Source organism: Halobacteriovorax sp. (assembly GCF_041587335.1).
Lineage (GTDB): Bacteria > Bdellovibrionota > Bacteriovoracia > Bacteriovoracales > Bacteriovoracaceae > Halobacteriovorax.
In genome coordinates this window covers 1-13,272 of the sequence record NZ_JBFGYP010000014.1, presented here as the reverse complement: position 1 = coordinate 13,272, position 13,272 = coordinate 1, and the positions used below count along the sequence as shown (strand labels likewise).

Below are 13,272 nucleotides of genomic sequence, written 5' to 3'. Positions count from 1 at the left end.
TGGAGTCGTTAATGAAGTCAATTCTTCAGTTTTTGAAGATGCTATGGATGGCGTTTGCAGTAGGGATCGGAATGGGAATATTTATTCCTGTTACTTTTTCGGTTGCGCTGCCTTTTGGATTACTAAATGTTGTAGTTCATGGGCAAGGCTTATCGTTTTTAACGGCCCTATAGCTTTTTGCGAGTTCTAGGCCAAGAAGCGGCCCAATATGTGTCGCTATGGTCACAGGAAGTGACCTTCTTTTATACTTGTTTTCATCGTCCTGATAGATTTCAAAGTGTAAGTGAGGGGAGTCACTGAAGCCCGTATTTCCTGAGTATCCTATTAATTCATTCTCTTCTACCTTTTGATTCTCTTTAACAATTACACCTTGATATTTTAGATGGGCGTAGAGAGCGTAGGTATTATCACTATGTTTTATCTTTATATAATTTGCGTCTTTTAAGTAAGACCTATCAGCTCCAGACTTATTAGAATCACTCTTTACTTTGAAGACAATACCTTTTCGAGCAGCTCGAATAGGAGTTCCTACCTTAAGGTCAAAGTCTAACCCATACTCTAGGGGAGGTTTGTGGCTATACTTTCCGTTCCACACCTGCAGTAGTCTATAGGAAGAACCGTGGTTGTAAGGAAGTGAATAGTAACAATTGGCTAAGCTTATACTTGATAGAAGGGTTAGTAGGAGGATAAATCCCCCTCCATGGTAAGAAGGTTTCCACTGAGACGTTTGGTTGTGAATCCATCAAGCTTGTGGATAAGGTTAATCATTTTTATATTAGTGTTTTCGAGAGTTCCATCAAAAAACTTAATATTATGTCCCTTTGCTACTTTTATGAGCTCTAGGATCACAACTTTTGCTAGGCCTTGTCCCTGTACTCTATCTATTAATGTTATAGCAAACTCAGCTCTATCGGACTCTGGAGTACGATGGTATCTAGCAATTCCGACACCCTCTAGTTCATTATTCTCTTTGACTTGAATGATTGCGAAAGCAAATCTATTCACACCATCAAGGTCTGTTAGGGAAGTAAGTTCTTTTTCATTAAATTCTTTTTTAAAGCCATGAAAGCGATTATAGATGGACTCTGAGGACATTTTCTTTAGACCTTCAACTAAGTTGATTTTATCATCTTTTGTTAATGGTCTTAGAATGTAAGGATCGCCACTTTTGGACTTTATCTCTATCACGAGTATAAATATACCACGTAAGTCGTTTCAGCTCACAATAATTTATTGTTTAGAATTTTGTGTGCTTCTTCATTTGAGATAGGCCATACTCCAGATGACAGCTCTTTATGGATCTCTAGGAGTTGCTGATCATTAAACTCTGAAAATCTCTTATCTACTTTAAGCCATAAGTAGTATGAACTCTCTAAGAGCTCATTTTCAGGTGTTTCTAGGTATATTCGACTCAATTCTTCATCCCAGTAGAGAGTGAAGGCATTCCTATTCTTAAATTCATTATACTTTGAGAATGGAAGCACACTTATTGGTGAAATTTTACTATAAAGATTAGCAGATTTCTTAAGTTGATTTAAAAATGAGATTTCATAAGCAAGTGAGAGCCTAAGGTTTATTTTAATTTCAAGACCTTCTATTCCTTTCACTTTCTTTTGAGCTACTAATATTTGAGTTTTTTTACAAATACTCACTTGCTCTTCTTCGCTAAGTTTTTGAAATATAGGGTATCTATCTTCTATATTTTTTCTCCAGCCTGATGGAAATTCATATTTTAAAAAATGAGAGTTAGTGAATAGATTATATAAAATCTTTGCAATTAAAAAAAAGATTGCAAGGCAAACTACTGTCCCGAAGATAACTGATGCGTGCATATTTATTCCTGGTTAGAATGGATAATAGCAATTCTTTTATAAAGTTGGGAGAGTTTCTTATCTATGACACTGGTGGTCTTATTATATGACCGAATTAGTTTGAACAAACTTTGACACTCTATCCCTTTGTTTTCTATAATTTTAAGATACTCAAAACAGGAAGATAAGAGTGAACGAGACATACTACTCTCTAAAGAAAGTGGCCGCGATATTTGGTGGTCCAGAGCTCAAGGATGAGATTACTAGACTGGAAGCGTCTGGCTCAATCCCTGCTCAAGAAAAATATAGATCTGGAGCTTTATACAGAAAAGGCTTTAAAGAAAGCGATCTACCATTAATAGGTGAGAAGATTGGCTTTTTTAAGAAATTTTCACGTCCCGTAAGCATTTGCGTATTCACTACTAAAGGTGGTGTTTTAAAAAGTACTCTCGCTTTAAATCTTGCAAGAACAGCAGCTCTACATGGAATAAAAACATGTGTTGTAGGCCTAGATATTCAAGGTGATGTTACTACTGCTCTTGGTTTTGATGATGGAATTGAGGACTCTAGTGATTTAAATTACATCCTAGAAAAGCTGAACCGTACTAAAGGTCTATCAGACGTATTTTCAAACTCTGTAAGATTAAATGATACGATTGTTTCTACAGATAATGAAAATTTATTCTTAATTCCTGAGACTCCTGAACTCGTAGCATTAAATGATTCATTAAGTAATATTAATAGAAGAGAGTTCTGGCTAAAAGAAAAAGTCGTTGATCCACTTAAGCAGCATTTTGACTTAGTGATCATGGACTGTTCTCCAAATTGGAATAAACTTACTACAAATGCTCTAGTAGCATGTGATGCCCTTGTTTCACCATTAGAGTGTAAGATTAATAATTTTAGAAACTTCAAAGTGTTCTCTACATTCTTAGATGAATTTAAAAGTGAAATGAGAATGAACTTTGAATCTATCTTTGTTCCTACAAAATATAGTTTAAATAGAAAGCTAAGCCAGGATATTCTAGAGTGGTACAGAGGAAATGTTGACGGTTGTATCTCTGGAGCTATTCGAGAGAGTGTCTCTGGTGAAGAGGCGACAGCAATGAATAAGTCTTTAATTGAACATTGTCCTGGAAAAAATGTTGCTGATGAGATGACTTCGGTACTTGTTGAGATTCATGAAAGAATTGATAATTTAATTGATACAAATGACACCGAACAACTTATTCATAACAGTCACCGCATTCAAAATACTTCTGGGCAGGAACATGTATGGCGCTAAGACTCAATGATGTAACGGCAAAGAACAAAGCTACTAAAGCAAAGTCACTAGAAGTAGAAGAGCAAAGGGTTCTTAGACCATGGGAGACGTTTGATAAGCTAGGTGCCCAGACTCGTACTATCTCAGCAAGAGAAGCTGTGAAGAATGCGAGGCGTAAAGTTCAAGAGAATAATGATCTCGTCAATAAGCTTAGAGAAGGTTTCGTAGAAGTTGAAAAAGCTAGAGACTGGGATAACTTTGTTGATAATAAACAGATTCAGTTGGATCAAGAAATAAAAGAGCTTTCATCTGAGATGAAGAAAATTAATACGAAGCCAGGTGTCATTTCTTTCTTTAAGGAAATGTTTAAATCTTAGCAGGTTTAGGGAGATAAGATGGGTAAGAATAAAGTTAGAAAGCCAAAAACTAATAAAAAACCTTTATCAAGTAAAGCTACAGCTACTGACCTCAAGAGAGGAAAGACAAATCTATATATTCTTTTTGCAATGATTATTGCAGGTTGTGGAATACTGTTCTATGGTCTCGGAAATTAAATTCTAGGAACAAATTAAATGAGTAAATTTACTATTGGTCAAAGATGGATCAGTGAAGCGGAACCAGAGCTAGGTCTCGGGATACTAAACAAATTAACTGATAAGACTGTCTCTATTATATTCTCAGCTAGTGGAGTTGAGAGAAATTATGGGATTAAAACTTGTCCAATTAAAAGAGTTCTATTTTCTGAGGGTGATGAAATCCTCATTGATGAAGGTGAGAAGTTAATTGTTGATAAAGTGACCGAGCAAGATGGTTTAGCCTTTTACCTATCAGGTGAAAGAATTATCTCTGAATTAGACCTAAGTGATTTAATGTCATTTAATAAGCCTGAAGATAAACTGTTCAATGGCCTTTGTGACCCGCACGAACATTTTCAACTTAGATACGAAACAATTAAATATAAAAATGAATACAGCGCCTTAGATGTTAAGGGGCTTCTTGGACCAAGAGTGAGCTTAATTCCTCATCAACTCTATGTCGCCAAGGAAGTTTTTAATAGGCCAATCCCTAGAGTTCTTCTTGCTGATGAAGTTGGCCTAGGTAAAACAATTGAAGCAGCGATGATTATTCATCAGATGCTTATTACTAAAAGAGCACAACGAATACTGATTGTTGTTCCTGACTCATTAGTTTTTCAATGGTTTATTGAATTACATAGAAAGTTTGCCTTATCATTTACTGTCGTAAATCAAGAGACTGAATTAATTGCTGGAACAAATCCATTCTTAGATAGTGAGAACGTTATTGTTTCTCTAGGACTCTTAAGAGGTGCAGAGAAAGCTAGAGAGCTTTTAGATCAAGCAGACTTTGATATGCTTGTCGTTGACGAAGCCCACCACTTGAAATGGACTCAAGAGAAATCATCTGTTGAGTATGATCTAGTAGAGGGTCTTGCTTCAAGAATAAATGGCGTCTTACTTTTAACAGCAACTCCTGAGCAGCTTGGTCTAGAAGGCCACTTTAGTCGCTTGAAGTTACTAGATCCAGATAGGTTCTTTTCATATATTGATTTTGTTAAAGAGCATGAAGGCTTCGAGCACTTTGCTAGTATTGTAAGAAAAATTGAATCTGATACAGAGCTAGACGTTGAAGAGAGAGAGCTTTTAGCGTCTGTTGATATCGACGCGAATAAAGATAAAGAAGAAATCATTACAGATCTCTTAGACAGACATGGTACTGGACGTATTTATATTAGAAATACTAGAGAGAGAATGAGAGAGGTTTTTGACTTCTTTCCAAAGAGAATTCTCAATGAAGCCATTATTGATTTAGATAATAAGACTGATAATTTAGATGTTAATATTTTCAGATCAAAAGCATTTTGGTTACTCGAAAAGCTTGAAGATTTAAAAGGTGATAAAGCACTCCTTATCTGTAAGTCTAAGGCAAAGGTTCTAGCTCTAGAGAAATTTATTAGAGAAAATGCTGTTAGTACAAATACTGCCGTATTTCATTCAGACTTAACTCTAATGGCGAGAGACAGGCAAGCGGCTTACTTTGCTGAACCTCAAGGAGCTCAAATCTTACTTTGTACTGAAATTGGTTCAGAGGGGAGAAACTTTGAGTTTGCATCAAACTTAATTCTCTTTGATCTTCCATCTAATCCTGATTACCTAGAGCAAAGAATTGGGCGTCTAGATAGAATAGGGCAAAAGAGAGATATTCAGATTCATGTTCCACTTGTTGAAAACTCAAGTGAGCATCTTCTCTTTAGATGGTATCAAGAAGGTTTTAATGCATTTACAGACTCTGCTAAATGCGGAGGAACTTTATTTAGAAAGTATAAAGAAAGTGTAGAAGATATAGAGAATGTAGATATTGAAGAGCTAATCTCAAGTACTCAAAAAGAGTATAAGCTTGTTACTAAAGAGTTAGAAGAGGGGCGTGATGTCTTAATTGAAAAGAACTCTTATAAAGAAAGTGTAGCTTTTAAAATTAGATCTGAGATAAGAGAGATTGATAACTCAAGAGAGCTTAGAAACTACCTAGATTCAGTCTTTCATCATTTAGGTGTTGATTCTGATGATATTAATGAAGATACTCTCTTTTTAATACCTACAGATAATATGCTTCTTCCTCATTTTCCAGAACTAGATAAAGAAGGAAAAACTTATACCTTTAATCGATTAATGGCCCTTGAGAGGGAAGAATTTGGCTTCCTAACTTGGGACCATCCAATGGTTCAAGGAATTAGTGATCTCATTATTAGTGAGGGACTAGGATCATATAGTGTGGCCAAAAGAAGAGAGTCTAAAGGGAATAAAATATTCTTTGAATTCTTCTTTGTTTTTGAAACAGTTCACAATCAAGAGCTTGAGTCGAGTAAGTACTTTCCTCCAAAAATTATAAGGGTGCTCCTTGATAATAAAGGTGAAGACTTTTCTTCAAAATGGGATAAGAGCTTCCTTGACTCTAAAGTTAATGGAGCAAGCAAAGAAGATATCGTAAAAGTGTCTAAGTTTCCTAAAGCAGGTATCTCCAAAATTATCACTTCTGCAAACAATATTGCTTCAAATATTGCTCTATCAGAAAAAGAGAACTTTAAAGAAAACCTAATTCAATCTATATCAACTGATGTAGCAAGGTTAACTTACTTAAAGACTATAAACTCTGCAGTTAAAGATGAAGAGCTACAGTGGTTAGAGATGAAGAGGGATGAACTACTCCTAATTTTAGAGCAGTCTAGTGTTAGGCTTGATAGCTTTAGAGTTATTCTTTAGATCCAAACTTCTTTAAGTCATTCTTTGTAAAACACTCACTAATTCTCACTCCATGAGCAGCGGTGAGTTTATCTAAACTTGCACCTAGAATTAATTGATTTAGGGCCTTCTTACATCGAGACTGAGTGTAATGCAAGTTGTATTGCATACAGTAGTTATCAAATTTATATGATTCTGTTTGATAGCCTTTGAATTTCTTTATAGAGAGATCTTCGCATTCATTTTTTGTGTAATCTGTTTTACTACAAGAGAGTAGTAAGAATGGGATTGAAATTAATAATAGATATTTAAAGTTCAAGTAAACCTTCTTCTGTTAAAACTTCTTTTAGCTTATTTAATAAATCAAGTTCAAAATTTCCCATCTGATCAATAAGAATTTCTTTGATTGCTTGCTTCGGTGTTAAGTCTGTAGTGATGATTGTTTTATCATAAATATTCACAAGTGAGATAATGTACTCACTAAGAGAAAGCTTTGTTTTTTTATTTGGTCCATACCCAGACTTTAATTCTTCATGATTTGTAATGAGCTCCATTGTGTTTTGATTCACGTAGGGCTTTTCAATGAGAATAGATATAGAGTCTTGCACGTGAGCGTTATAAGCAGTTAACTCTTCCTTGGTAAAGTCTTTACGATTCTTACTAAAAAGATTTCTAGTTTCTTCACTCAACTGCATTAAACCTATATCGTGAAGGAGTCCAGCGACAGCTAGTTCATCAAGTTGTTCTTCAGAGAGTTTCATTTTTTGACCAAGTTTTGTAGCAAGGGCACTGACATTGAGTGAGTGTTTTACTATGAGCTCATGTTTTTCAACTGACTTACCAAAAAGCTCTTTCATGGCATCCGGATTTTCTGAGATACACTGTCTAAGTGTTCTTGCTGCGTTTTCTGTCATTTTATATGAAGATTCACTACTTGGGTCCTGCTGCATTCTTTCAATTGCAGACCCGCATGCTCCCTCTACAATATTAACTTTCTCTTCTGTTGTCGCCGTAGAAGAAGACATTGTATCTTGTAGTAGTGCATCTAGAAAACTTTGATAATTTAATTCATCTTTTTCATCGATATAAAATTTTGCTATTTTTTGTTTTTTTAATTTCTTATATTTTTCTTCTTCTATTTCAGAACCAACCTGCGCGTAGGTGATGTACTGCTCCTTAAAGTGAATAAAAAGCGTAAATGTCAATTTACGATTTGGTTTGATTGTACTTATTCTTAGAGGAGTGTAGGCCATATATATTCTCAGTCGTTTTGGTTTCCTATATTTTATGAATGAATTGAATAAAATGCATCAATTTTTTTATTTACCTATCTTGTTACCCGAGCAAAAGAGTTCTCTTAGGGAGTATTCTTTGTTAAAATTATAAAAAATAACTCTCTATAAATAGGTTACTAATGGACTTTTACTTTGATTTTTTATCACCTTATTCTTACCTTGCTTTTCAATGGATTAAGAAGAACAGAACTCTTCTAAAGAGCTTGAATATTGAAGTTCGATACCATCCGACTATTTTAAGTAAGCTTATTCATAGCTATGAAACAAAAGGTCCTGCCGAAATAAAAAGTAAGCGAGACTACTTATTTAAGGACTGTGTTCGTTATTCAAATATGAATAATATTGAATTCAATACACCTAAAACTCTTCCATTTAATTCTCTTTACGCGTTGAGACTTGTTCTGGCATGTGAGGAGAGTAAAAAATTTGAACTCATTGACTCAATTTTTAATAAAGGTTGGGCCAGAGGAGAGGAAATAGGTGAGGAAGAAGACCTACTAGAAGTTCTAAGAGAAATTAATCTACCTGAATCTCTTATGGAAGAGACAACTTCTAAAGAAGTCAGAAAGAAGCTTAAAGAGGTCCTACGTTCGGCAATAGATAAAGGAGTCTTTGGGCTTCCGACATTTATTCATAAAGAAGAGCTTTTCTGGGGGAATGATTCTACAAAGTATCTAGAATTATTTATTGCTAATAAAGATCCATTAGATCAGAATAAATATGAGAATTTTTTAAAAGAACATCCATTTAACTAATTGAGGGAATTATGAAATACATTTTGATTACAATGCTTACACTTTTTAGTTTAAATTCATTTGCTAAGAAAAATACTGTAGTTGTTATGGAGACATCTATGGGAAATTTAGAAATAAAGCTCTTTGATGAGTCTGCTCCAATTTCAGTAAAAAACTTCTTAACTTATGTAGATGAAAAGTTTTATGAGGGAACTGTCTTTCATAGAGTAATCGATAACTTCATGGTTCAAGGTGGAGGATTTGATATCAATCTTAAGAAAAAAGACACTCATGCAGGTATTAAAAACGAAGCGACAAATAGGATATCAAACTCCACTGGTACGATAGCAATGGCAAGAACAAATGTTGTTAACTCTGCAACTGCTCAATTCTTTATTAATGTAAATGATAATAACTTCTTAAACCATAGAGGTACTTCTGATAGTGAGTATGGGTACGCAGTATTTGGTAGTATTGTTAAAGGTATGAGTATTGTGAATAAAATGAAAAAAGTAAGCACAACTCGTAAAGGTCACTTAAGTGATGTTCCTGTAGAGAATATTATAATTAAAAAAGTTTACAGAAAAAAGTAATCTAAAAGGCCCTTCACAGGGCCTACTTTAACCACTCGTATAAATCATAGTGTTCTTTTGTCATTCCTAATTTATCATATACATTTTGAGCACTTATATTTGTCTTATCTACATAAAGTCTCAGTCCTGCCAAGTCATCGCTATTATTTACTAGGCCTTTAAGGTAGTTATACATTTCTTTAAAAACCTTCTTTCCTCTCATTTCAGAAATAACGAAGACAGAATGAATCCATAGAACATTTTGACAACGCCAATCACTCCATTCATTTACAGTTAAGAGAGAGGCGACGCATTCTCTTTTTTCATTTAAAGCAACAAAGTACTTCCCCTTGCTAGGGTCTTCAAAGACGGCTCTAACTCCTCTTTGTACTGTTGCAAGGTCTAGGTCTAGATTTTCTGTTTCTTTTGCCATTTCAACTTGAAAGGACGCAATTATGTCTAAGTGATTTTCAATATTAGCTTGTTCAATAATCATAAAAAAATATCCTGACTGTTACTTGTATCATATGTAGACTCTAGTATAATTGAAGTCGTAAGTATTTGTTAAGGTGAGAGCAGCGAGTTATGAAAGAACTAAATAAAATGTGGGAAGATAATTGGAGAACTGGTGTAATAGAGTCCTCTAAGCGTAGGTACTTATTAAAAGAAATCTATCCTAAAATTTCTTCAAATGAAGACCTTCTTAAATACTTTATTCTTGCACATATTTATAACTTATCTACATCTGAGCTACTTGATTCCGAAGTAAAACTGTTAAAGTCTTTTCAAGATGATGATTTTGATGAATCCGAACTCTATCTAATTTTTTACTTTAAAGAGTTTTTCTCAGATAAGTTCATTGAACTATTAAAGTCATCTGCTGGAGATAAGTTAATTGATAGATGGAAATTTGCTGAGTTAGGACAAGACTTTACAAGCTTTAATAAGAATCATTGGAAAACACTAAAGAAAAATCTATTGAACTTTAAAGGTGTGAAGGCCGTACTCTTTGTTAGAAAAGATCGTCAATATAAAGGACGTCTATGTCTATTAAGTGATGAGGGGAACTTGGTCACTGAAAATAATTTAGTATGGTCAGTTGAAGCGCTGGCAAAGGGGAGAGTGAATAAGAAATTCTATCTTCCAAACGGAGATACTCCTACTGGTTTCTATTCAATTGACTCTGTTATGCCAAAAGCAGATCAGCAAAATCTTTTTGGAAAGCATAGAAGGTTGAAAATAGACTTCGTATCTAAAGAAGAAATATTAAATAGCTTTGACCAAACACTGATTGAACACCACTGGTGGAAGAATGGTGTAATTGCCTATGAGCTCTCTAGATCACTTCTAAGAATTCATGGAACAGGTATGAAGAATAGAAAGTTCTATACCAAGTACTATCCGTTTGTTACAACATCCGGTTGTATTTCTATGAGAGAAGATAAGAATCAAGAAGGACAAAGAATACTACTTGATAAATTAATGGAGTGCTTAGAGCTTGCTCCCTCTATAGAAAATGAACTTGAAATTCACGGCCATCTTTGTGTAATTGAAATAGATGACCGAAGAGGGAATGTTTCTTTGAATGATATATTAGAGCTTGATTAATAGTACTCTTCTACAGGGTTAAGAGCATTTTTAATAAGAATTAACTGAGTCCTTAGGTCTTGAATTTGAATCTCCCAGTAGTGGTGCTCAGAAAATTGTGGAAAGTGAAGCTTAAAGGCCGGGTCTTCCCATCTCTTTGAAATCCAAGCACTAAAGTGTATGAATCTTAGGGTACGAAGAGACTCGATAAGCTTTAGTTGCTCTCTTGGAAAAGGTCTCATCGTCTCATAGGCCTCTAGTAGAATGGCCCTATCCTGAATTGCATATTGATCATTACCTGGAATTGCTAACCATATATCTTGAACCTCTGGTCCCATTACCATATCGTCTAAATCAATTAAATGAAAAGAAGCGTCTCCTCTTCTTATAATGTTACCTAGGTGACAGTCTCCGTGAATTCTTATGAATTTATTGTCTTTGAAGTGAGGCTCACTAATATCACAGACCTCATTTACAAGATCTCTATAGGTACTCTCTAAATGAGAAGGGATAACTTTAGAGTTAAGTAGATAATTCAAATTTTGTCTGCCATAAACTTCAGGAGTTATATGCAGTCTATGCTCGGCCTTTTTAGAGGCCCCTACAGAGTGCATTCTAGCAAGTGTACGACCAAGTATCTCAAGGTCATCTATATTCATTTCATCTGGAGCTCTTCCTCCTTTTTTAGGAAAAAGGCAGTAGAGTAGTCCAGAATTCTCATCCAAAAAGACTGTTTCTCCATTTACAACAATGGGAGCTATTACAGGTATCTCATTTTCAGCTAACTCTAATAGAAAGTCATGCTCATCTTGAATTTGATCTTTAGACCATCTTCCAGGCCTATAGAACTTTGTTATGAGAAAGTGCTCTGAAGGATTAGGTGAATCTGTATAGATTTCAATTTCGTAAACTCTATTTTCCATTGAGTTTAGAACCATCGCGCGACCGGTTGTTTTAAAGCCAAGCTTATCTACACACGAGAGAATCTTCTCAGGACTGAGTTCATAAAAAAATTGAGTCTCTTTATCACCCCAAGTATGTGTGGCCATTTCATCTCTCTTTAGTTGATCGGTTTGGTCGATTTTACCCTGAAATTAAGTACTTGTCCTTTATTAATACTCCAGCTATCGGAAAAATTGTCCTTTAAAAATAGGTGGTTATGGTAATTTGATATAATTTAGTCAACAAAACTTTTGTCATCAGGCAAGAAGCTAGGCGAATTATGACAAGTATAAAGAAAATAAAAAAGAATGATTCCACAGAATTTAATTATAAGAAGTTCAATCAAATTGATGGAAGGCATCCTTTACAAAAAGAAGTCCCTGACTCAACTGTCAATTATGCAGTTAGAACTAGAAAGGGCGGAAAGGTCTCTTTTTTTAATTTCGATCTAGCTAGAGATATGGGACTCATTTCTAAGAGTCATCCAGATGAGATGACTGATGAATTACAGGAAAAGATTCTTGAGACATTTAGCCTCGTTATCATTAATGAGTTTGATATAATTAATGAGATTGAATATCCAGAAGAAGAAATAAAACCTCATAAGTATATGGCCACTAGGTATCTTCAATTACAACATCCAAATAAACAAGGTAAGACCTCAGGGGATGGAAGAAGTATTTGGAATGGTTCTATCTCCAATAAGGGGCAGAGGTGGGATATCTCAAGCTCTGGTACAGGTGCGACATGTTTAAGTCCTGCAACTCACATCTATGGGAAATTCTGGGAAACAGGTGACCCTACAATTTCATATGGATGCGGCTATTCTGAAATTGATGAGGGAATGGGAACTTTATTTTTTAGTGAAATATTTCATAAAAACCATATTGAGACAGAGAGAGTTCTTGGAATTATAGAGTTTCAAAAAGGTATAGCTATAAATATTAGAGCTCAGAAGAATCTTTTGAGACCTTCTCATATGTTTAACTATTTAAAGCAAGGTGATTTTGAAAATCTTGAAAAAATAGTAAACTACTATATTGACCGTGAAGAGAGTAATGGTGTCTTTACTGATGTTCCAAAAACACGAGCAAAGAGATTAGATTACTTCCTAACTAAGCAATCTGAGATTTTTGCTAGTATGTCTGCCAGGCTAGAAGATGAGTATATCTTTTGTTGGCTAGATTGGGATGGAGATAACATTCTAATGAATGGTGGAATTATTGACTATGGCTCAATTCGGCAGTTCGGTCTATTTCATAGTGATTATAGGTATGATGACGTCGAAAGATACTCTACAAGTATTTTAGAGCAGCGTAATAAAGCAAAGTACACAGTTCAAACATTTGCTCAACTTGTAGACTTCTTAAAAACTGGAGAGAGAAAGTCTATTCGAAAGTTTGCAAAGTCATCTGCAGTTAAGAACTTTGATAAGGTCTTTGTTGAAAAAAAGTTAGAGAATCTTCTTTTTAAAACAGGATTTAAAAGAGTTGATGTTCAGTATTTAATAGAGAATGAGCATAAGGCGGTAGAAAAATACCTTAAAGCATTTTCTTATTTTGAGAGATCAAAGTCTAAAGAAGGTGTACACGAAGTTGCAGATGGAATAAATTGGTCCGCAATATTTTGCATGAGAGATATCTTAAGAGAGCTTCCTCAACTTCTTCTCGCAAGAGGAGGGAAGTACCTTTCATATGAAGACTTTATAGAAGTTATTAAATCTTCTTATGCTACAGAGGATGACCTTATTATGACTCCTCATAGAAGAAAAATGATTACAAGCTTTCAGAAAAATTATGAACAACTTTGT

At 34.6% G+C, this 13,272-nt stretch carries 16 protein-coding genes; 9 read left to right on the top strand and 7 right to left on the bottom strand.

Features of this window, described 5'->3' with window-relative positions:
• The first annotated feature begins 11 nt into the window (after window positions 1-11).
• A complete protein-coding gene (locus tag ABX784_RS03815) occupies window positions 12-173 on the top strand; it encodes a hypothetical protein (protein WP_372652766.1) in 162 nt (53 codons plus the stop codon).
• On the opposite strand, the gene ABX784_RS03810 is transcribed toward ABX784_RS03815, so the two are convergent.
• The 3 genes from ABX784_RS03810 to ABX784_RS03800 form a co-directional block, all read right to left on the bottom strand.
• The gene (locus ABX784_RS03810) at window positions 137-595 is read right to left on the bottom strand and encodes a M23 family metallopeptidase (protein ID WP_372652763.1); all 459 of its coding nucleotides are present in this window, start codon (window positions 593-595) and stop codon (window positions 137-139) included. The genes ABX784_RS03815 and ABX784_RS03810 overlap by 37 nt on opposite strands.
• An 80-nt stretch (window positions 596-675) precedes the next feature.
• Window positions 676-1,188 carry a GNAT family N-acetyltransferase gene (locus ABX784_RS03805; protein ID WP_372652761.1) on the bottom strand — a complete coding sequence of 171 codons (513 nt, stop codon included), beginning with the start codon at window positions 1,186-1,188 and terminating at the stop codon, window positions 676-678.
• Between the two features lie 32 nt (window positions 1,189-1,220).
• The gene (locus ABX784_RS03800) at window positions 1,221-1,832 is read right to left on the bottom strand and encodes a zinc-dependent peptidase (protein ID WP_372652759.1); all 612 of its coding nucleotides are present in this window, start codon (window positions 1,830-1,832) and stop codon (window positions 1,221-1,223) included.
• A 169-nt stretch (window positions 1,833-2,001) separates the two neighbouring features.
• On the opposite strand from ABX784_RS03800, the gene ABX784_RS03795 reads away from it, so the two are divergent.
• From ABX784_RS03795 to rapA, 4 genes are read left to right on the top strand one after another with little or no spacing between them, the layout of a single operon-like run.
• Window positions 2,002-3,096: a ParA family protein gene (locus ABX784_RS03795; protein WP_372652757.1), complete on the top strand. Its 1,095-nt coding sequence runs from the start codon at window positions 2,002-2,004 to the stop codon at window positions 3,094-3,096.
• On the top strand, window positions 3,087-3,452 hold the full coding sequence (locus ABX784_RS03790) for a hypothetical protein (RefSeq protein WP_372652753.1): 366 nt from the start codon (window positions 3,087-3,089) through the stop codon (window positions 3,450-3,452). The genes ABX784_RS03795 and ABX784_RS03790 overlap by 10 nt, the downstream gene beginning before the upstream one ends.
• Before the next feature lie 18 nt (window positions 3,453-3,470).
• Complete coding sequence (locus ABX784_RS03785; RefSeq protein WP_372652750.1) at window positions 3,471-3,629, top strand: hypothetical protein; 159 nt, start codon at window positions 3,471-3,473, stop codon at window positions 3,627-3,629.
• An 18-nt stretch (window positions 3,630-3,647) separates the two neighbouring features.
• Window positions 3,648-6,353 (top strand): RNA polymerase-associated protein RapA, encoded by a 2,706-nt coding sequence (gene rapA, locus ABX784_RS03780; protein ID WP_372652747.1) that lies wholly within the window; start codon window positions 3,648-3,650, stop codon window positions 6,351-6,353.
• On the opposite strand, the gene ABX784_RS03775 is transcribed toward rapA, so the two are convergent.
• Both ABX784_RS03775 and ABX784_RS03770 read right to left on the bottom strand, forming a co-directional pair.
• Entirely contained in the window at window positions 6,343-6,651 is a 309-nt protein-coding gene (locus tag ABX784_RS03775) for a hypothetical protein (RefSeq protein ID WP_372652745.1), read from the bottom strand. The genes rapA and ABX784_RS03775 overlap by 11 nt on opposite strands.
• A complete protein-coding gene (locus ABX784_RS03770; protein ID WP_372652741.1) occupies window positions 6,641-7,537 on the bottom strand; it encodes an HD-GYP domain-containing protein in 897 nt (298 codons plus the stop codon). Before ABX784_RS03770 ends, ABX784_RS03775 begins: the two co-directional genes overlap by 11 nt.
• 209 nt (window positions 7,538-7,746) lie before the next feature.
• Here ABX784_RS03770 and ABX784_RS03765 point away from each other — a divergent pair, with 209 nt between their 5' ends.
• Entirely contained in the window at window positions 7,747-8,382 is a 636-nt protein-coding gene (locus ABX784_RS03765; RefSeq protein ID WP_372652738.1) for a 2-hydroxychromene-2-carboxylate isomerase, read from the top strand.
• An 11-nt stretch (window positions 8,383-8,393) separates the two neighbouring features.
• Window positions 8,394-8,954: a peptidylprolyl isomerase gene (locus ABX784_RS03760; protein WP_372652736.1), complete on the top strand. Its 561-nt coding sequence runs from the start codon at window positions 8,394-8,396 to the stop codon at window positions 8,952-8,954.
• Between the two features lie 22 nt (window positions 8,955-8,976).
• On the opposite strand, the gene ABX784_RS03755 is transcribed toward ABX784_RS03760, so the two are convergent.
• Window positions 8,977-9,429, bottom strand: a complete 453-nt coding sequence (locus ABX784_RS03755; protein ID WP_372652734.1) for a GNAT family N-acetyltransferase — start codon at window positions 9,427-9,429, stop codon at window positions 8,977-8,979.
• 89 nt (window positions 9,430-9,518) lie between these two features.
• Here ABX784_RS03755 and ABX784_RS03750 point away from each other — a divergent pair, with 89 nt between their 5' ends.
• Window positions 9,519-10,541 carry a hypothetical protein gene (locus tag ABX784_RS03750; RefSeq protein ID WP_372652731.1) on the top strand — a complete coding sequence of 341 codons (1,023 nt, stop codon included), beginning with the start codon at window positions 9,519-9,521 and terminating at the stop codon, window positions 10,539-10,541.
• Here ABX784_RS03750 and ABX784_RS03745 read toward each other — a convergent pair.
• Window positions 10,538-11,569, bottom strand: coding sequence for a serine/threonine protein kinase (locus ABX784_RS03745; protein ID WP_372652729.1), 1,032 nt, complete (start codon window positions 11,567-11,569; stop codon window positions 10,538-10,540). The genes ABX784_RS03750 and ABX784_RS03745 overlap by 4 nt on opposite strands.
• Window positions 11,570-11,742: 173 nt before the next feature.
• On the opposite strand from ABX784_RS03745, the gene ABX784_RS03740 reads away from it, so the two are divergent.
• Window positions 11,743-13,272, top strand: a 1,530-nt coding sequence (locus ABX784_RS03740; protein WP_372652727.1) for a hypothetical protein, incomplete at its 3' end; no start/stop codon positions are given.